The following is a 20136-nucleotide window of genomic DNA, read 5'->3' on the forward strand; positions in this document are numbered from 1 at the left end:
GGGCCAGAAGCGCAAAGGGTTTAGTCGGGTGTAGCCATACCCAGAGGCGCGAATCGCTTCAGGCGCACGGGTTGCCCCCTGAGTTCACGATTTGTTACGGGTTTGTCGGCGCTGGCCGCTGTCGCGCGTTCCGCCGGGCGGCCAATCTCAGGTACCATCGGCGCGACGTGCGCTGCCGCACGGCTTGCGCGCCCTTCGCGGCAGCCGGCCCGGCGCGGCACAAGCGTTTCGCCCCGGTTTGTGCGCCGCAGAGCGCCGTTCCTGTTCACTTTCGACCGTAGACGTCACGTCACTGATGAAGCCAGCCTCCGGCCGCAAAAGCCCTCCCCGTCTCGTCGCCCGTTTCGTCGCGATCTCCTGGCGCGACCTGGCGGTGTCGTTCGGGCCGATCCTGCTGATCGTCGCCGTCGCGATCTGGGTCGCCGTGCGGCTGATCCAGCCCGCGCCGCCCAGCACACTAACCATCAGCGCCGGCCCCGAAGGCAGCACCTTCTGGACCGCCGCGCAAAAGTACAAGGCGATTCTGGCGCGCAACCGCATCACGCTGAACGTGCTGTCCTCGGAAGGCTCGCTGCAGAATCTCAAGCGGCTGTCGGATCCGAAGTCGAACGTCGATGTCGCCTTCGTGCAGGACGGCGTCGCGCCCGGCCCCGCGGCCGACGGCCTGATGTCGCTCGGCAGCGTGGCCTATGTGCCGCTGGCGATCTTCTATCACGGGCCGACCGTCACGCGGCTTTCCGAATTCAAGGGCCAGCGGCTCGCGGTCGGCGCGGAAGGCAGCGGCACGCGCGAACTGGCGCTCGCGCTGCTCAAGGCCAACGGCATCGTGCCGGGCGGCGCGACCAAACTGCTGCCGCTCTCCGGCGACGACGCCGCCGAGGCACTCGTCTCCGGCAAGGTCGACGCGGCGTTCCTGGCCGGCGATTCGGCGCAACCGGCCGTGATGGGCAAGCTCTACCGCACGCCGAATGTCCAGTTCTACGATTTCTCGCAGGCCGACGCCTACACGCGCCGCTTTCCTTATCTGACTCAACTCGAGATGCCGATGGGCGCGTTCGACCTCGGCAAGAATCTGCCGTCCGCGCCGATTCATATGGTGGCGCCGACCGCCGAGCTGGTGGCGCGCGACTCGCTGCATCCCGCGCTCTCCGACCTCTTGATCGAAGCCGCGCGCGAGGTGCACGGCAAGGCCAGCATCATGCAGCGCGCCGGCGAATTCCCCGCCCCGCGCGCGCACGATTTCCCGGTCAGCGACGACGCCGCGCGCTACTACAAGTCGGGCAAGAGCTTCCTTTACCGGATCCTGCCGTTCTGGGTGGCGAGTCTGGCCGACCGGCTGCTGGTGGTCGTGGTGCCGCTGATCGTGTTGCTGGTGCCAGCCTTGCGCCTCGTGCCGTCGTTGTATGCGTGGCGGGTGAAATCGCGCATTTACCGCTGGTACGGCGCGCTGATCGCGATCGAACGCAGCGCGCTCAGCGACCATTCGCCCGCCGAGCGCGCCTCGCTGATCGAGCGGCTCGACGCGATCGAAGAGTCGGTCAACGGTCTGAAGATGCCGCTCGCCTATGCGGATCAGTTCTACGTGCTGCGCGAACATATTGGCTTCGTGCGGCAGCGGCTCACGCAGGCCCGCGAGGTCCAGCGCGACGATGCCGGAAACCAGCCGGAAGGTGCAGAAACCGGATCGGCCGAAGCAGCAGCCGCCGGACCCACGCCGCCCGCCGCCAACGAAGCGGCTGAAATCGGCGAGACACCTCCCGGCGGCGGAGCAAAACAATATTGACGCTGCAAGCCGTGGCAGCACCGCGTAAGATCATTACAATTCCGACGGTCGCGCAGACGCGCCGTTTGGACAGGCAATTCGGGAGACATTTATGACCGTTGGCATCGACGCCAGGCAACCGCTGTGGTTTTACGACTTTGTCTCGCCGTTTACCTACCTGTTGCTCGAGCAACACGACAAATGGCCGGGCTTCGACTTCGGTTTCACGCCGGTCGTGCTGAATGATCTGTATCGTCACTGGGGACAGCGGCCGGCTTACGGCGTGCCCTCGAAACGCACGTTCCTGTACCGGCACGCGCTGTTTCGCGCGGAACAACTCGGCATTCCGTACAAGATGCCGCCGGCGCATCCATTCGATTCCATGAAGCCGCTGCTGCTCGCCACCGCGGCGAACGGCGACATCCACTTCGTGCGCGAGATTTTTCGCTTCATCTGGCGTGAAGGCCGCGATCCGTCCACCGTCGCAGCCTTTGCCGAGTTGTGCGACCGCGTCGGCATGCCCGACGGTCCGGAGCTCATCAAAAGCGAAGCCGTGCTGGCGCAATTGCAGCGCAATACGGCGGACGCGATTGGCCTCGGCGTCTACGGCGTGCCGACCTTCTTTCTGAACGATCAATTGTTCTGGGGTGAAGACGCGTTGCCCATGGTGCTGTACTGCGCGCGCACGCCGAACTGGCTCGAATCGCGAGAAGTCAAACGGATCAGTTCGCTGCCGTCGGGGCTCGCGGACCTTCAGTCGTAGGCGAGACGTAAGCTCAACGAGCGAGGCGCACGGCGCTTGAGCGGCTTTGTCGCGGCAAAGCAGCCCTGCTGATGCCGGCCATACCGTGCCTGCTATGCCGCTACACCGCAAACGGGCCTAAGGTTATGACCTTCAGCCGTGCGCGTTGGCGGCTCGCTCTCGCGAGCCGTCTCGCGGGCGGCTCCGTACGACGCCTCATCGGATCCGATCCGCTTGCCCCGCCTCGCTCAAACCATGGACGACACCGCCGCCTCCCTCGATATCTGGCTCGTGCGCGTGCTGCGTACGCTGCTGGTCGAGCGCAGCGTCACGCAGACCGCGTTGCGTCTGAACCAGACCCAGCCGGCCATCAGTACCGCGCTGCGCAAACTGCGTGAGACGCTGAACGACCCGATCCTCGTGCGCGGCAAGTCGGGCATGGTGCCGACCGAATATGGCGAATCGCTGCTGGCGTCCGCGCAACGCGTGCTGCGCGAAGTCGATTTCGTCGCGACGCCGCATGGCGACTTCGATCCCGGCCGTTCGCGCCGCACGTTTCGCGTGGCCGCGCCGGATTATCTGAACGACTTCTTCATGCCGACGGTGATCGCGCAGTTTCGCGAGGCGGCGCCACACGCGCGCCTCGAGATCGATTCGCTGAGCCCGATGCTCGATCATTCGGCCGCGCTCGACGCCGGCGAACTCGATCTGGTGATCGGCAACTGGCCGAAGCCCGAGTCGCGTTTCGAACGCAGCGACCTGTTCTCCGACACGGTCGTGTGCATGATGCGCGCCGATCATCCGCTAACGCGCATGCCGTTGACGCGCGAAGCGTATCTGGCCGCGCCGCATCTCGCGCCGACGGCGTATAGCGGCGCGAGCAGCGGCGCGATCGACATCGGTTTCGCGCGGGCCCGCGCCGAGCGCCGCATCGTCGCCACGCTCCCCTACTTCGGACTGGTGCCGCAAACGCTGCTGCAATCCGATCTGATCTTCACGACGACGCGCCGCTTCGCGATGCACTACGCGGACATGCTGCCGCTCGCGGTGGTCGAGGTGCCGATTCCGTTTCCGCGCATCAAGTGCTATCAGTTGTGGCACCCGCAGCCGGACCGGCCGAGCGATGTCGGCTGGCTGCGTACGCTGATGTCTCAAGTGTCGGATACGCTCGTCGCGCAGAAGGTGCGGCGTGCGAAACGGGCGCCCAAAAAGGAAACGTCAGCCGCAATGGGCTGACGTTTGGGTTTGAAGTTTGACGGACGCCGAATAAGCGCCTTCGTCTCGACTAGTTATATTGTTTAAACGCTCGCGCAAAGCTGCTGCGTTGCGAGTTGCGCCACGGCCTGCCGCGTCCGAATCTGCAGCAGTTCCGCGCACACCGCCACGGCAATCGCCGAAGGCGCCTTGTCGACGATGCCGGCCACGCCGATCGGGCACGTCATCTCCACCAGCCGGTCCAGATCCACGCCACGATCGAGCAAACGGCGCTCGAATTTCACGCGCTTCGCCTTCGAACCGATCATGCCGAAGTAGGTGAAATCGCGCCGCCGCATGATGCGTGCGGCAAGCGAGAAATCGAGCGCGTGGTTATGCGTCATCACGAGAAAATACGCGCCGGGCGGCGCCGTATCGACGATTGCGTCAGGCGTGTCGGTTGCCTCGATTTGCACGTTGGCGGGCGTTTCGTCGGGGAACAGTTCGTCGCGCTCGTCCACCCACTGGACGACGCACGGCAAGCTGCCGAGCAGCTTGATGAGCGCATGCCCGACGTGCCCCGCGCCGAACAGCACGATATGCATCGGCGCCGGACGCGGCGTCTGCACGGCGCTGCGCCGGCCGATCTGAACGGATGAAAATTCGCTCATGGCAATCATTCCAGTGAGTGTGTTGTTCACGCGCTTGTTTCCCGGCGCACGGCTACGCTGATTGCCGCAATGCCGCAGTTGCAGCCCGCACCGCGCCGACCGCCTTGAGGATTTCCTCGCTGGTCGCCGGCGCGTTCAGCGGCGGATTGACCTTGTGGTCACCGACCGCCGACACCGCGTCGCGCACGGCGAAGAACACCGAGAACGGCAGCAGCAGCGGCGGCTCGCCAGTCGCCTTCGAACGATGGATGCTGTCCTCCGCGTTGCGGTTCTTGAAGAGGCGCACGCGGAAGTCGGGCGGCGTATCGTTGACGGTCGGAATTTTGTAGGTAGACGGCGCATGCGTCATCAGCTTGCCGCCTGCGTTCCACCACAGTTCTTCGGTCGTGAGCCAGCCCATGCCCTGAATGAACGCGCCTTCCACCTGGCCGACATCGAGCGCCGGATTCAACGAGGCGCCCACGTCGTGCAATGCATCCGCGCGCAGCACGCGCATTTCGCCGGTCAGCGTATCGATCACCACTTCCGACACGGCCGCGCCGTACGAGTAGTAGTAGAACGGCCGGCCTTGCAGCTTCGATTGATCCCAGTAGAGCTTCGGCGTTGCGTAGAAACCGTCCGACCAGAGTTGGATACGCGCGACGTAGGCCTTCGCGACCACTTCTTCGAACGGCACGATCACCTCGCCCACCACCACACGGTCGTGCACGAAACGCACTTCCGACGCGCTCACCTGCCCCGCGCCGAAACGCTCGGCGGCAAACGCCGACAGACGTTCACGCAACTGGCGCGCGGCGTCCTGCGCGGCCTTGCCGTTCAGATCGGAACCGGTCGATGCCGCCGTTGCCGACGTATTGGCGATCTTGCTGGTGTCGGTCGCCGTCACGCGAATGCGGTTAAAGCCAATGCCCAGTTCATGCGCGACGACCTGCGCGACTTTCGTATTCAAGCCCTGGCCCATTTCGGTGCCGCCGTGGTTCACCAGCACCGAGCCGTCGGTGTAGATGTGCACGAGCGCGCCGGCCTGGTTGAAGTGGGTCACGTTGAACGCGATGCCGAACTTGACCGGCGTGAGCGCCATGCCCTTCTTTAATATTTCGTTGTTCGCGTTGAACTCGTTGATCGCAGCGCGGCGCGCGCGGTATTCGCTGGTTGCTTCGAGTTCGTCGATCAGTTCATGAATCACGTTGTCTTCGACGATCTGGCCGTACGGCGTCTGATTGCGCTCCGTCTTGCCGTACAGATTGCGGCGGCGCACGTCGAGCGAATCTTCGCCGACCGAGCGCGCGACGTTGTCCATGATGTACTCGATCGCGAACGCGCCTTGCGGACCGCCGAAGCCGCGGAACGCCGTGTTGGACTGCGTGTTGGTCTTGCCGCAGAAACCGTCGATGGTCACGTCGGAGAGCCAGTACGCGTTGTCGAAGTGGCACAGCGCGCGCGTCATCACCGGACCGGACAGGTCGGCGGAGAAGCCGCAGCGCGAGGTCATATCGACCGTCACGCCGTCGATCACACCTTTGTCGTCGTAGCCGACTTCATACGTGTAGTGGAAATCGTGGCGCTTGCCCGTGACCATCATGTCGTCGTCGCGGTCCGGACGCAGTTTCACCGGGCACAGCAGCTTCCACGCGGCGAGCGCCGCGCAGCACGCGAACAGACCCGATTGCGATTCCTTGCCGCCGAAGCCGCCGCCCATGCGGCGGCATTCGATCAGTACGTTGTGCGACGCCACGCCCAACGCGTGCGCGACCATGTGCTGCATTTCGGTCGGGTGCTGCGTCGAACAGTAGACGTGCATGCCGTCGTCGTCCTTCGGCACCGCGTACGAAATCTGGCCTTCCAGATAGAACTGCTCCTGGCCGCCGAGCAGCATTTCGCCGGCTTCGCGACGCGCGGCGCGGGCGATCCTGGTGTCGGCCTCACCGCGCGCGAGTTTCATCGGCGGCAAGACATGCTGGTTCGCGGCGCGCGCCTGCTGCGCGGTGAGAATCGCCGGCAGTTCCTCGTAGACGATTTCGGCGCGCCGCGCGGCGAGCCGCGCGGTGTCATGCGACGTCGCGACCACGATGAAAATCGGCTGGCCGACGTATTGCACGAGGCCGTCCGCCAGAATCGGATCGTCGCCGTGGATGATCGGACCGACGTCGTTGACGCCCGGAATGTCGTCGGCCGTGAAGATCGCCACCACGCCCGGCGTGGCGCGCACCTTGTCGAGCGACATCGAGACGATCTTCGCATGCGCTTTCGGCGACAGGCCGAGCGCGGCGTGCAGCGTGCCGGCGAGCGTCGGAATGTCGTCCGTGTAGGTAGCGCGGCCGCTCACGTGCAGATGCGCGGACTCGTGCGGACGCGAAACGTGGACCTGGGTGAAGTCGTCGAGATCCTGAAGGTCTTTCAGGAACGGTTCGGCATGCTGATTCATTGTCGTGTTCTCCGTATCCTTTGGGCTTCTCAGACGCCGGCCGGCGCGCAGGCCGCGGCGACCGCGCGCACATCGAGCGCGCTCTTGGGCAGCGGATTGTTCGGCCGCGTTTCGAGCCAGAAACGGTACAGCGTGTTCTTCGCCGATTCGAGGCGGTAGTTGCTGGTCGCGCGCATGTCCGACAGCGGCGCGTAGTCGTTGCCGAGCGCGAGCATCGCGGCTTGTGCCGTGGCTTCGTGCCATTCGGCGTCGCGCAACACGGCTTCCGCGTGCGTCGCCCGCTTGGACGTGGCGGCCATACCGCCGAACGCGATGCGCGGCTCGCGGATCACGTTGCCGTCCGCGATGAACGAAAACGCCGCGCAGACCGCCGAGATATCCGAATCGAAACGCTTTGAGAGTTTGTAAGTGCGGAACTGCAGGTTCTGACGCACGCCGGTACGCGTTGGCACTTTCAGGCCGACGACGAACTCGTGCTCCGCCATGTCCTTCTTCTGATACGCGAGGTACAGATCTTCCAACGGCATTTCGCGCTCGATCTCGCCGCCGCGCACGATCACGCGCGCGCCGAGAGCGATCAGACCCGGCATCGAATCGCCAATCGGCGAACCGTTGGCGATGTTGCCGCCGAGCGTGCCGGCATTGCGAATCGGCAGCGACGCGAAGCGTTGCCACATTTCGTTCAGTTCGGGGTATTGCTTCGCAATCTCCGCGTAAGCCTTTTCGACGCTCACGCCCGCGCCGATCTCGATCCATGCGTCGTTGGTCTCGAGCTTCTGCAATTCGGCGATCTGCCCGACATACACGATGTTGCCGAGCTCGCGCATCATCTTGGTGACCCACAAGCCGATGTCCGTGCTGCCGGCGAGAATACGTGTGGCCGGTTCGGCTTCCTTGATCTTCGCGAGCGCCTCGACCGTGCGCGGCGCGGCAAACTGCTGGCCGGCGTGCTGGTAATGGAAGGTGTCCGCGCGCTCGAGGGTGGCGAGCGTTTTCGACAATGCGTCCACATTGACCGGCGCTTTTGGCGTGGGCGCTTCGAACATCCGCACGGCGGCGTCGACGATCGGACGATAGCCCGTGCAACGGCAAAGGTTGCCGGTCAACGCGTTGCTGATCACTTCACGCGACGGCACGGTCCTGTTCGCGCAGCTATGTTCGTGGCCGTGTTTTTCGTACAGCGACCACATCGACATGATGAAGCCCGGCGTGCAGAAACCGCACTGCGAGCCGTGGCATTCCACCATCGCTTCCTGCACCGGATGCAGCGAGCCGTCCGGCTGGCGCAGGTCTTCGACGGTGTAGAGCGCTTTGCCGTCGAGCGTCGGCACGAACTGGATGCACGCGTTGACCGCCTTGAAGTCGACGCCGCCCGCCTCGTTGCGCTCGCCGATCACGACCGTGCACGCGCCGCAATCGCCTTCGGCGCAGCCTTCCTTGGTGCCGGTGCAATGCGCGTCTTCACGCAGATATTGCAGGACGGTGCGGGTGACGGGCGCGTCCTTGATCTCGCGGATCGCGTTGCGGTGGTAGAAGCGAATCGGCTCAGTCATGTCTCGTTACTCTCGAATGTTCCGGGTCCGTGGGACGTGCAGCAGTGATGGTCCGAAAACTATCACCGTCAATAAATACAACCCATAGCTCCGATCGCATGCGGGACATATCCGCAAAACGATATCGAGATAGGTTTGAAGGGGGATCAGCTTATGGACTTTCCGACTTTTTGCCACATTTTTCAAATTAATCGGGACTAACCGCCAATCCAGGTCGAGATGCTTGGGGCGGGCGCGCCGAAAAAGTGAGCCCTGACAACGCAAAAACGGACCATCAGAGGGTTCCCGGCATGGGTTTTTGTCGGACGAATTATTAAGCAAGTCCTGCAAGAAAACCGGTTCCATGGGAAAATTGCGCCTTCCCGCCGAATACAAGTCTCGTTTTCCCCATGTCCACCGACTCAGCGACACCTCGCAGCGAATTTGCGACGACCATGCAGATCATTCCGGTCGTCTTTTTCACGTTTCTTTGCTATCTGACGATCGGTATTCCGCTAGCGGTGTTGCCGGGCTACGTCCACGACGACTTGGGTTACAGCGCCGTACTGGCGGGCGCGGCGATCAGCGTGCAGTACCTGGCGACGCTGGCGTCGCGGCCGCTGGCGGGCCGTTCCGCGGATACATTGGGGCCGAAGCGGACTGTGTCGATTGGCTTGCTCGGTTGCGGCGCGAGCGGCGTTCTGGTGTTGCTGGCTGTGCTGTGCGGGCGCTGGCCGGTTCTGAGCCTTGGGTTGCTGGTGTGCAGCCGTCTTGTGTTGGGATTCGGTGAGAGCCTGTGCGGCACGGGCGCGATTCTGTGGGGCATCGGCCGGGTGGGCACGAGCAACAATGCGCGGGTGATCTCGTGGAATGGCATCGCGACGTATGGCGCGCTGGCGATCGGTGCGCCGCTGGGCGTGGCGATCGAGCGTACGGTCGGGTTTGCCGCGTTGGGGATTCTGGTGATTCTGCTGGCGGCGCTTGGTTTTTATCTGGCTCGTCCGATGGCACCGGTGCCGATCGTGCATGGAGAGCGAATGTCCTATCGCAGCGTGTTCACGCGCGTGCTGCCGCATGGGATCGGGTTGGCGCTTGGCTCGGCCGGGTTCGGGTCGATCGCCACGTTCATCACGCTGTTTTATGCGGCGAAGCATTGGCCGAATGCGGCGCTGTCGTTGACGGTATTCGGGACGCTGTTCATCGGGGCGCGGCTGTTGTTTGCCAATACGATCAAAACTTATGGCGGGTTTCGGGTCGCGATTGCTTCGTTTTCGTTTGAATGTGCTGGTTTGTTGATGTTGTGGCTCGCGCCTGAACCGCATGTTGCGTTGGCTGGTGCGGCTTTGACCGGCTTTGGGTTTGCTTTGGTGTTTCCTGCTCTTGGGGTCGAGGCGGTTGGGCTCATGCCGCCGGCTAGCCGGGGAGCCGCCTTGTCAGCTTATTCGGTGTTTCTGGATCTTTCGCTGGGCATTACCGGGCCGTTGGCCGGGTATATTGCCGGTGAGTTCGGGTATGGGTCGGTGTTTCTTTTTGCGGCTGTCGCCGCTGCCGCGGGCGTGGGGCTTTCTACTCTGCTTTATCTTCGGAACGCCAAGGTGACCAATTTGCCTGCGGCGCTGTGACGGTTTGTTGCCTGCTTTGGTGTGGGTTTTCAGCTTTTCCTTGAATTCATTGCGGTCTACTGGCGTGGCCCCTGTGCGGGCCGCTGCGGCGGTCTTCCGCACCGTGCCTGATAACCTGGTTCTGCGCCAGCGTTCATGGCATGAAACGTCTGGACATGCGAACCGTGTGTGCCGGCCCAGGTTCCATGCGGGCACTTACGTGCGAGGTCGCACATAACGCATTCGACGCTCCCCTTACAATCGTCCGGCGCAGATGAACGCTAAGGATGACGCAATGCGTTTCGTATACCCCGTCCTGCTGGCAATCGTATGCTGCGCGTGTTCGCAGCATGATAGCCGCGCGCCCGTTTCTCCAGAGGATCACAGCATCGAAAGCGCGGTGCACGGATGGAGAGACAAGCATGACCCCCTGTGGCGATATAACCGCGCGACGTGCGGAGCCGGGGCCGTCGCGCTCGCAGAAGTAAAAAGTCTGTTCCAGCAGCTCTTGCATGTGTCAACGGCGACCGCCTGCGACCGTTTGACGGCGCTGCCTGAGACGTACAACACACAAGTCGACGGCAACCAGGCGAGCGTGGTGGTGCAAAACGCCGACGGGCGGCCGGGTAGTCAGATTCAATTCGTTCTTGCATCGTCGGGCGGCGCCTGGGCGGTGCAGAAAGTGTTGGCGGCAAGCACGCTGGCTACGACGACTATCTTCGACGCAACGCAGGCAAGTTCTGGCGATGGGCGCATCGAGCCCGCCTATTCGGCGTGGATTCCGCACGGCGCAGCGCCTTGGGACATCACCCACATCATTAGCTACGGTCAATCGCTCAGTCAGGGGTTTTTTAACAGTCCCGTGCTGTCCACCCATCAGCGTTATTCCTCGTTGCGCTTCAATGGCGGCGTACGGGCCCAAGACGGCGCGCAAAGCGAAGGCGTGGAGGTGGCGTACAAACAGTTCGTACCGTTAGTCGAGACTCAATGGGGCGACAAGGCCGAGACGCCGACCAGCGGGACGCTGAATATGGCCATGCAGCTGATCGAGCAGGAGAACCTGCAAAGTCACGCGGATCTCCCCTACCGGTTCGTTGGATCGGCACCAGGTGAAGGATCGATGGACATTGCGACGCTGTCGGCGCCGGGACGCTATTACACACGGCTCTTGCGAGACATCGCTCAGGGAAAGCGGCTTGCGGACGCCCAGGGCAAAACATATGGCATCGGCGCAATCACGTGGACGCAAGGGGAAGTCGACGATTCCCACCAGACATCGATTCCCACTTACGTTGCAAGGCTGAGGAGCTTACGGGCCGACGTCGATCGCGACGCCAAGGCGGTGACTGGACAGAAGCAGGAAGTCGAGATGATCACTTATCAAGTGGCCACGCATCGCCGTTTCGACCAGCGCTATCCGCACATAGCGCTCGCGCTGCTAGAGGCCAGCCACGAAGACCCGCACATTCATCTGGCTGTGCCGATGTATCTCTTTCGCTACGTGGACGGTGCACACACCGACAATCGCAGCACCGAATGGATGGGCGCCTATTACGGGCTAGTCCTGAAGAGGGTTCTGATCGACAAGCAGACGTGGAAGCCTCTCGAGCCGCTGAACTGGCAGCGCGAGGGTACGACGGCCGTGCTGCGCTTCAATGTCCCCGCGCCTCCTCTCAGATGGGACACGACGCAGGTTGCCGGCAATTCGGATTATGGTTTTTCGTTGCGCCTGGCGTCCGGCGACCTGCTGCCGATCCGCTCGGTCTCGATCACCGGACCCGACGAGGTGAGAATCACTGCCCAATCGCCCATCCCTGCCGGTACGCACGTCGAGTATGCGTTCAACGGCGTTGGCGTCGCGGGCAGCCGTTATGGTCCGCGGGGCAATCTGCGCGATTCACAAGGCGACGCGATCCGGTTCAATGACGGACGCGAATCGATGCGTCTCGACAACTGGTGCGTGATTTTCGACGTGCAGCTTTAGCACTGCGTGAAGGGCCGGCCGCATCGCATGGCAACATGAACCGGAACGAGGCAATGGTGAAAGAAGAGCGCATTAGAGGCGGCCTGGCAATGTCCGTCATTGCTATCGTTTGCGCCGAGGTCCTGCGCAGGGTCGGCGATGCTGGCTTTCTGCAGGATGGGCACGTGTCTCGTGTCCTGAAGATTCTTCAGTACGCCGCAAGCACGTTGGGATACCCGACGCTTTTCTTCCTTCTCGGCATGAGTACGGTAGCGTGTTTGCAACGCTCACGCGCCGGTCTGCTGAAATCAATCGCCTTGACCGTACTCTATCCGTATCTGCTTTGGTCGATATTGGAGATGGCTGTGCAATGGCTCGTGGCCGACTATAAAGACTATGCCGCCGAACAGTTTGAATTGACCCGTCTGGCATCGGCACCCGTTGGACAATTCTGGTTTCTTTACGCGTTGTTCATCTGTCAGATCGTCGCGTGCATCACGGTATGGCCGAGGCCCGTCCGATCCGGAAGTGCCTTGACGATGGCAAACCGCTGTCTTCTCGTCGCGATGGTCCTGGTCAGCGCCGCCGTCGCGATACGGAGCCACTGGGGCGTCGCCACGATGACGTGTTGGGGTCTCGTCTTCTTTCTGTGCGGCATGCTGCTCGCCTCGCGGCCGGCCCGGCAAAGCGACCGTTCTCCTCGCCCTCGCGTCGCGTTGGCAACGGCAGTCGCCTTCATAGCCGCCGCGGTAATCGGCCAACGTTCCGGTCACTATCTGGACTTATATTGGCTGCTGGCGAGTCTTCTGGGGGTCGCAGCGGAAGTTCAGGTTGGACGGTTCCTGGCGACATGGCGAAACTCGCGCTGGATCATCTCGATTGGCTCATCCTGGAAGCCCGTCTACCTCCTGCATGTGCTTGCAACCGCCTTGGTCTGGAACGCGTTGCTGGCCCTCGGCATCAGTCAGCCAGTCGTCCACTTCGTGCTCGGTAGCGCGACCGGTTTGGCGCTGCCGATAGCGATCCATCTGATGACGAAGCGCCTTGGAATCGCGAGTTGGGCAGCCTTCGAGGAACCTGCGGAAGCACGAAACGAAGGCACGGCGTTTTCAGCCGCCGCTGCGCAGCGTGCCGACAAGACCGCGAAGTCACGTGCGTGACTGCGGTCATTGGGACAGTCGCGCCGGCGTCGAGCATGAGCACTTCGCGCAGGCGAAATATGACTACTTCCCTCCCGACAGCCCCCTCTCCAGAGCCGCAACACCGGCAGGCAAATCGACCTTAACGCCAAGATCGACCATCGTCCTTCCAAGCGCATGCACCGTGCGAAAGAGGTTATGTTCGCGACATTGCTCGCCCATCTGTCCCACGCGAACAATGGGCAATCCGAAGGAACCCGAAATCTCCACCTGATGCATCCGCGAAATATGCGAACAAACATCCGCGGGACTGAAGCCGTCAGGCACCTCAATCCCAACTACGGAGTTCAACCGACAAGCCTCAGGCGTATACAACCGCAGCCCCATTGCCGCGACCCCATCCTGCAACGCCAACGAACACCTCAAATGCCGCGCGAATCGCTTCTCGAGCGTCTCGGCACACACAAGCCGTAAAGCCTCATGCAAAGCCAAAACCCCGGAAACCGGCGCCGTATAGTGATACCCCGCGTTATGCCAGAAATTCTCCGCAAGCGTTGCATCCAGGCACCAATGCGCATTAGGCGCCGTGCGCTTCTTGACGCGCTCCCAAGCCGCATCGGAAAACGCGATCAATGACACACCCGGAATCGACGACAACCCCTTCTGCCCGCCCGTAATCACAGCATCGATACCCCACGCGTCCATCTCGAGCGGCATGGTACTCAACGTGCACACCGCATCGACAATCACCAACGCGCCCGCGGCTTTCGCCAACGCGGCAATCTCCTTCAGGTGATAGTTCCAGACCGTATTTGAGGTCTCGCCCTGCACCACCGTCACAATCTCGGGACGCTCGCGGCGAATCGCCTCGGCAATTTCTTCGAGACTCGCCACCGACCGATCGACCACATCGAGCGTGCTCACCCGAGCGCCGACGCGCCGCCCCATTTCCGCCATCCGCTCGCTGAAAAATCCATTCTTGATGGAGAGCACGCGCGTGCCTTCCCACGCGAGATTCGAAATCGCCATCTCCATCGCGGCCGATCCGGGTCCCGCCACGCCCAACACCCATTTCGAGTTCGTCTGGAACACGTAGCGCGCCATTGTCTTCACCTGGCCGATTACCTTCACCATCGTGCCGCCCAGGTGATTGATCACGATCGTGTTGGCCTTGGCGACCGCCGCGGGAATCGGCACGGGACCGGCGCCCATCATGAGGAGCGGCTCTTCGGGAAGAATGGCGTCGAGCGATTCGACAACCGGACAGGGCACTGCGGAAGATGCGGATGTGAACGATGAAGTCGGCATGATGATCGGTACGTGAATGTCAGAACGCTAAGGAGCAAACGGCCCCGCCAGCATTGACGCTGGCGAGGCCGCCTGTCCGATCATTCACCGATCCGCGCGATTGCGCAAGTTTTTTGATGATGGTTGAGCGCCTGACGCGGCGGATAAAACCGTCACTTCACCTTGGTCTTGTCGAGTTTCTTGCCGGTCGCCGCATTGAAACGCTCGACATACTCTTCGATCAGCTTGCGCACGGCGCGACCGATCTGCCGGTAGTCGGACTCGTTCAGGTTCGCCAGCGACACACGCCCCGACGGATGCTGCGTGCCGAAGCCAAGCCCCGGCAGCAGCACGACCCGCGCTTCACGGGCGAGGCGGAACAACAGCTCCGATGGCTGGGTGTTCTTCAGCAGCCACTCGACGAACTCACGCCCGAACATCCGCTCGCCGAAGAATTCGACGTCGAGAATCGTGTAGTAGTCGACCTGATTCGGATCGTCGTCCTTGAAGGAAATGCCGACCTCCTCATAAAGCGCCTGCTTGCGCTTGCGGATCAAACGCTTCAATGCGTTCTTGTACGCGTCCGGCGTGTCCATCAGCGAGAACAGCGAAAACAGCACCATCTGCACCTGCTGCGGCGTCGACAGGCCCGCCGTGTGATTCAGCGCGACGGTGCGGCTGTCGGCCACCAGACGGTCGATGAACTTGAGCTTCTCCGGCTCCGTCGTGATCGACTCGTAACGCTCGTGCAACTGCTTCTTCGCGTCCTTCGGCAATTCGGCGATCAGCTTGTCGAGCACGTTGTCGCGATGCGTCGCGATCGTGCCCAGACGCCAGCCGGTCGCGCCGAAATACTTCGAGTACGAATAGACGAGAATGGTGTTCTTCGGCGCAAGCGCGAACAGCGAAACGAAGTTGTCGGCAAAGGTGCCGTACACGTCGTCGGTCAGCAGGATCAGATTGGGCCGTTCCTTGACGATGTCGGCGATGTATTGAAGGCTTTCGTCATCGATCTTCACCGAAGGCGGATTGCTCGGGTTCACGAGGAAGAACGCCTTCACCTTCGGGTCGCGCAGCTTGTCGAGTTCCTTCTTCGAATACTGCCAGCCGTTCGCGACATCGGCTTCGAGGTTCACTACGTTCAGCTGGTAGTCGTTCAGGCGCGGAATCTCGATGTACGGCGTGAAGATCGGCATGCCGAGCGCGATCGTGTCGCCCGCCTTGATCAGGTGGTTCTCGCGCATCGTGTTGAAGATGTACGTCATCGCCGCCGTGCCGCCTTCCACGGCGAACACGTCGAATTCGCCGACGAACGGATGATCGCCGATCATCTCGCGCCGCAAATATTGCCCGACGATCAGCTCGGACAGTTTGAGCATGCGATCGGGCACCGGGTAGTTCGAAGCGAGAATGCCCTCGCACATTTCATACAGGAAGTCGCCGGCCGAATACCCTAGCTGGTCGCGCACGTATGACACCGCGCCGCGCAGAAAGTCGATGCCCGCCACGCCCTTGTTTTCGCGCAGAAACAGATCGAAGCGTTCTTCGAGGCCGTCCCGCCGCGGAAAGCCGCCCACGCCTTCCGGCATGTAAGCGAACGAGCGCTCCGATTCGCGCATCGCAAAGAGGCCGAGTTGCCAGAAGCCGTGGCGCGGAATCGTCGCGAGAAAATTCGGATTGCCGCGGCCGGCGTTGAGCATGGATGCGTTGGCTGGCCGCTCCACGGCGCCGCCGCCGGCGGCCTTGATCAGTTCGTCCTTCAGCTCGAATGGGCTGAGCGCGGCCATCCCCGCTTGTGCCATATCCGCGTGTTTCTTGTCGCCCTTCTCTTTTGCCATGATGCGTTCTCCAATGAGCCAGGTGAAAGACGCCGGCGCGGCGATGGCTCGCCCGATTACGCCGGCGCAACAGGGATCGATCGACGCGTGCGCTAGACGAGTCCGACCACGAGCGGGCCGAGCAAGGTCAACGCGACGTTCGCGATGGCATACGTGATCGCGAACGGCACGGTCGGCACAGCGCTCTCGGCCTTGTCGAGCACGCCGCCGAATGCCGGATTCGCGCTGCGCGAGCCGGACAGCGCGCCGGCCAGAATGGCCGCGTTGTTGTACTTCAGCACGTAGCGGCCGAACAGCATGGTGAGCAGAAGCGGAAACAACGTGACGAACACGCCGAGCAGGAAAATCGTGATGCCGAGCTGCTTGACGGTCACCACTGCCTGCAATCCCGAGTTGAGCCCGACCACCACCACGAACGCCGCCAGACCGAAATCCTGCAGCAGCCGCGAAGCCGCCGACGGCATCACGCCGTACATGGGATGCTTGCCGCGCATCCAGCCGAACAGCAGGCCGGCCAGCAGGCAGCCACCGCCCGAGCCGAGCGTGAGCGGAATGCCGCCGACGTTGATGACGATCAGGCCGATCAGCAGACCGAGCACGAGGCCGACGCCCATGTAGATGAAGTCGGTTTTGATCGTGTAGGGCAGCTCGTAGCCGGCAACGTCGACGGCGCGCTTGGTGTCTTTCGGCGAGCCGTAGAAGGTGATGACGTCGCCGTGCTCGAGTTGAGTTTCCGGCAGAATCGGCAACGGCTGACCGGCCCGCGAGATACCCTGGAGGTAGACGCCGTGGCGCATATCGCGATCCAGCACTTCTCGCGCGGCGGCGATCGTGGTGTGGTTCATGCCCTTGCGCGTGAACACGCCTTGACGTGTCTGCATGACGACGCCGATGTCCTCGACAGTGGCCACCTCGCCGCCACTCGCGCCGAATGCGACCACGGCCTCGCGGCGGCCGACCACCAGCACCACGTCATCGGGCTTCAACACGAGGTCGGGCGCCGGGTCGAGTAGCTGGCCATCGCGCTTGATGCGTTCGATCGTCAGAAAGTCCTGATGCTGCGTCTCAACGGCCTTCACCGTTTTCCCGGCGCTGACATCGATCTTGTACGCGCGGCCGACCATCTCGGGCAACGCGGAAAGCTGCCCCGGCGCGACGGGCGGCGCACCGGAGGTCAACTCGCGTTCCGCTTCGATCGAGGCGTCGCGCAAACTTTGGCCCATGAACTTGGGCAATATGTTCACGCACACGATGATCGCCCCCAGCGAGCCGAACACGTAGGTCACCGCGTAGGCAATCGCCACGTCCGACTGCAACGACTTGACCTGATCGGCGGGCAGGCCGAGACGCGCGATCGCGTCGCCGGCCGTGCCGATGATCGCCGACTGCGTCAGTGCGCCGCCCGCGAGCCCGGCGGCGAGCCCCTTGTTCAAATGGAACAGCTTCGCGCACACCACCACGGTGATCAGCGCGCTGACCGCCAGAAACACGGCCATCGCGATCTCACGCAGCGTCTTGCGGTTCAGCGAATTGAAGAAGCCTGGACCGGAGTCGTAGCCGACCGCGTAGATGAAGACTGCGAACATGACCGACTTCACACCGTTGTCGATCGTCACGCCCGCCTGACTGATGACAACCGCCGCCAGCAACGACCCGCCCACGCCGCCCAACTGGAACTTGCCGAACTTGATCTGCCCGATGAAGTAACCGACTGCGAGTGACAGAAACAGCGCAATCTCGGGTGATTTCTGAAAGATGTGATGTAGCCAGTCCATCGTGCCCTCGCTGGATAGTTTGCGATACTGAGTACTGGGTGCTGCTTGTGCATGCGAAGCGCAATCGCATCGCGCGCCCCATGCGGCCTGCCGCATCGGCCGAACGTGGCATGGCGCGCCACGGTCGGCACATCTGCCCGCCTAGTGGAATTTCCCGGCGAGGCCGACCACCACCGGCCCCATCAGCGGCAACAGAATGTTCGAAAGTGCATAAGTGATCGTGTAGCCGATCACCGGAGTGGAGTTGCCGGTGACGCCCACCAGCGCGCTGATCGCGGGCGTGCTGCATTGCTGGCCGGCAATCGCGCCGAGCAGCATGGGCGCCTCGAGCTTGAGGAACATGCGGCCAATCCATAGCGACAGCAGACCCGGCACGAGCACCATCAGAATCCCGGCGACCGGCAACGCGAGACCGTACTCGCGCACCAGCTTGATGGCGTCCGGTCCTGCCGACAAACCCACCGCGGCGATGAAAGTGGCGAGACCAAAGTCCTTGAGAATCTGCGCGGCGGCCGAAGGCAGCGAACCGACCAGCGGATAGCGCGAACGGATCCAGCCGAACAACAGCCCTGACAGCAGACAACCGCCGCCCGTGCCGAGCGCGACCGACACGCCACCGACCCGTCCGCCGAGATGACCGATCGCCATGCCGGCCAGCACGCCCAGACCCAGATAGACGAAGTCGGTCTTCTGCGTCGCGACGAGCACGTAGCCGAGGCGCTTCGCGCCGCGCTCGACATCGGCCTTCGCGCCGACCAGCGTCAGCACGTCGCCGCGATTCAGTTCGGTGCCGGGCAGCGCCGGCACCGTGGTCTCCAGCCGCGTGACCGCCGAGATATAGACGCCGCGTCCGTTTTCCGGCGTCGCCTGTTCGCGCACCTGCGCGATGGTCCGGCCGTGCAGGTCGCGGCGCGTCAACACCACGTCGAGGTTCTCGGCGATCACGAGGCCGAAGTCCGCGCCGCTCACTTCGTCACCGAGACCCGCTGCGGCCGCCACGATCGCTTCACGCCGCCCCGCCACCAGAATGACGTCGCTGGGCGCAAGCGTCAGTTGCGGTTCGGCCGGTACGTCCGCGCCATTGCGCCGCACGCGCTCGACCGTCAGGTTGAAGCCATACTGCTGCTCGAACGCCCGGATCGTCGCGCCGGCCGCCGCGCCGACGAGAAACGCACGGCCCACCAGCGCCGGCGCGGCCGCGCGCTGGCCCTCGCCGAACGAGCCTTCGCCGCCAAGCTTGCGCCATACGCGCTCGGCTTCGTCGCGCAGATTCACGCGCAATAACAGCGGCGCGAATTGGCTCGTGAAGAGCACGATGGTGATAAGGCCAAACAGGTAGCTCACGCTGTACGCAGTCACGATGTTGGCCTGCAGGCGGACCGTTTCCGCGTCGCTGAAGCCGAGCTTGGCAATCGCCTCGGACGCCGTGCCGATCACGGCCGACTCCGTCGCTGCACCAGCCAGCAGACCAGCCGCGGTGCCGGCATCGAGCCGCATGACGGCCACCGCGATCATGACCAGCACCAGCACCGACACGATCTCCACCACCGAAAGCAAACCGTAACGCCAGCCGCGGCCGATGTTGGCGAAGAACTGCGGCCCGCCGGTGAAGCCCAGCGCAAAGATGAACAGCGCAAACGCGATGTTCTTCAGATCGGGGGCAATGCGCGCGCCCGTCTGGCCCAGCAGCAAGGCAACGATCAAGGTGCCGCACACGCCGCCGAGCTGGATGGGTCCGACGCGGAAGGAACCAATGAAATATCCAATCGCAAGGCTTGCGAACAGCGCGATCTCCGGTTGAGACCTCAGCAATTCACCGATCATGTTGGCTCGCCGATTGACGGGTTTATTAGCAGGAAACTGAAAAATCATTCGAAAAACCCGAATAGATTTATTCCGCCCCCAGGATGCCGCGCACATTACTCGGTCGGCATAGCGATCGAGTGAAAACTTAATTTACGACAATGGGATGACGCGAGTCGCGCCGGGGATGATTTGCCGCACTGCGGCGGCCGGCATTGAAAACAGTGTTCCGATAGCTCGATAGTCACTCTTTCCTCGCGAAGTTGCCTAACGCCTTGAAAAAAAAGACATCGTCTGCTGATGGCCAATTATTGCAGCACGAGTGAACATGCTTTTTTGAATGTGCTTTTTTAATAAATATTGTAATTCGGCGAGGCTGTCAATATTATTTTCAACTCACGTTC

13 protein-coding genes are annotated in these 20136 nt (G+C 62.6%); 6 read left to right on the forward strand and 7 right to left on the reverse strand.

Features of this window, described 5'->3' with window-relative positions:
• The first annotated feature begins 295 nt into the window (after positions 1–295).
• The 3 genes from RI103_RS16275 to RI103_RS16285 all read left to right on the forward strand — a co-directional run bounded on the left by RI103_RS16275 (position 296) and on the right by RI103_RS16285 (position 3740).
• Positions 296–1783, forward strand: coding sequence for a TAXI family TRAP transporter solute-binding subunit (locus RI103_RS16275; protein ID WP_310812952.1), 1488 nt, complete (start codon positions 296–298; stop codon positions 1781–1783).
• Between the two features lie 91 nt (positions 1784–1874).
• Positions 1875–2525, forward strand: coding sequence for a 2-hydroxychromene-2-carboxylate isomerase (locus RI103_RS16280; protein ID WP_310812953.1), 651 nt, complete (start codon positions 1875–1877; stop codon positions 2523–2525).
• A 234-nt stretch (positions 2526–2759) separates the two neighbouring features.
• On the forward strand, positions 2760–3740 hold the full coding sequence (locus RI103_RS16285; protein ID WP_310812954.1) for a LysR substrate-binding domain-containing protein: 981 nt from the start codon (positions 2760–2762) through the stop codon (positions 3738–3740).
• Positions 3741–3802: 62 nt separating this feature from the next.
• On the opposite strand, the gene xdhC is transcribed toward RI103_RS16285, so the two are convergent.
• From xdhC to xdhA, 3 genes are read right to left on the reverse strand one after another with little or no spacing between them, the layout of a single operon-like run.
• Positions 3803–4369 (reverse strand): xanthine dehydrogenase accessory protein XdhC, encoded by a 567-nt coding sequence (gene xdhC / locus RI103_RS16290; protein WP_310812955.1) that lies wholly within the window; start codon positions 4367–4369, stop codon positions 3803–3805.
• Positions 4370–4421: 52 nt separating this feature from the next.
• The gene (xdhB, locus tag RI103_RS16295) at positions 4422–6794 is read right to left on the reverse strand and encodes a xanthine dehydrogenase molybdopterin binding subunit (RefSeq protein WP_310812956.1); all 2373 of its coding nucleotides are present in this window, start codon (positions 6792–6794) and stop codon (positions 4422–4424) included.
• 29 nt (positions 6795–6823) lie between these two features.
• Positions 6824–8347: a xanthine dehydrogenase small subunit gene (gene xdhA / locus RI103_RS16300; protein WP_310812957.1), complete on the reverse strand. Its 1524-nt coding sequence runs from the start codon at positions 8345–8347 to the stop codon at positions 6824–6826.
• Positions 8348–8736: 389 nt separating this feature from the next.
• Here xdhA and RI103_RS16305 point away from each other — a divergent pair, with 389 nt between their 5' ends.
• From RI103_RS16305 to RI103_RS16315, 3 genes are all read left to right on the forward strand, one after another.
• The gene (locus tag RI103_RS16305) at positions 8737–9948 is read left to right on the forward strand and encodes an MFS transporter (protein WP_310812958.1); all 1212 of its coding nucleotides are present in this window, start codon (positions 8737–8739) and stop codon (positions 9946–9948) included.
• A gap of 493 nt (positions 9949–10441) precedes the next feature.
• A complete protein-coding gene (locus tag RI103_RS16310) occupies positions 10442–11911 on the forward strand; it encodes a hypothetical protein (protein WP_310812959.1) in 1470 nt (489 codons plus the stop codon).
• 53 nt (positions 11912–11964) lie between these two features.
• Positions 11965–13050, forward strand: coding sequence for an acyltransferase (locus RI103_RS16315; RefSeq protein ID WP_310812960.1), 1086 nt, complete (start codon positions 11965–11967; stop codon positions 13048–13050).
• Between the two features lie 63 nt (positions 13051–13113).
• Here the strand turns inward: RI103_RS16315 and RI103_RS16320 are convergent, their stop codons facing one another.
• The 4 genes from RI103_RS16320 to aspT (RI103_RS16335) form a co-directional block, all read right to left on the reverse strand.
• A complete protein-coding gene (locus tag RI103_RS16320) occupies positions 13114–14337 on the reverse strand; it encodes an aminotransferase class V-fold PLP-dependent enzyme (protein ID WP_310812961.1) in 1224 nt (407 codons plus the stop codon).
• Positions 14338–14489: 152 nt separating this feature from the next.
• Positions 14490–16154, reverse strand: coding sequence for a bifunctional aspartate transaminase/aspartate 4-decarboxylase (locus RI103_RS16325; RefSeq protein ID WP_310812962.1), 1665 nt, complete (start codon positions 16152–16154; stop codon positions 14490–14492).
• A 92-nt stretch (positions 16155–16246) separates the two neighbouring features.
• Positions 16247–17929 (reverse strand): aspartate-alanine antiporter, encoded by a 1683-nt coding sequence (aspT, locus tag RI103_RS16330; protein ID WP_310812963.1) that lies wholly within the window; start codon positions 17927–17929, stop codon positions 16247–16249.
• 141 nt (positions 17930–18070) lie between these two features.
• Positions 18071–19753 (reverse strand): aspartate-alanine antiporter, encoded by a 1683-nt coding sequence (gene aspT / locus RI103_RS16335; RefSeq protein WP_310812964.1) that lies wholly within the window; start codon positions 19751–19753, stop codon positions 18071–18073.
• Between the last annotated feature and the right edge of the window lie 383 nt (positions 19754–20136).

The organism is Paraburkholderia sp. FT54, from assembly GCF_031585635.1.
Classification (GTDB): domain Bacteria; phylum Pseudomonadota; class Gammaproteobacteria; order Burkholderiales; family Burkholderiaceae; genus Paraburkholderia.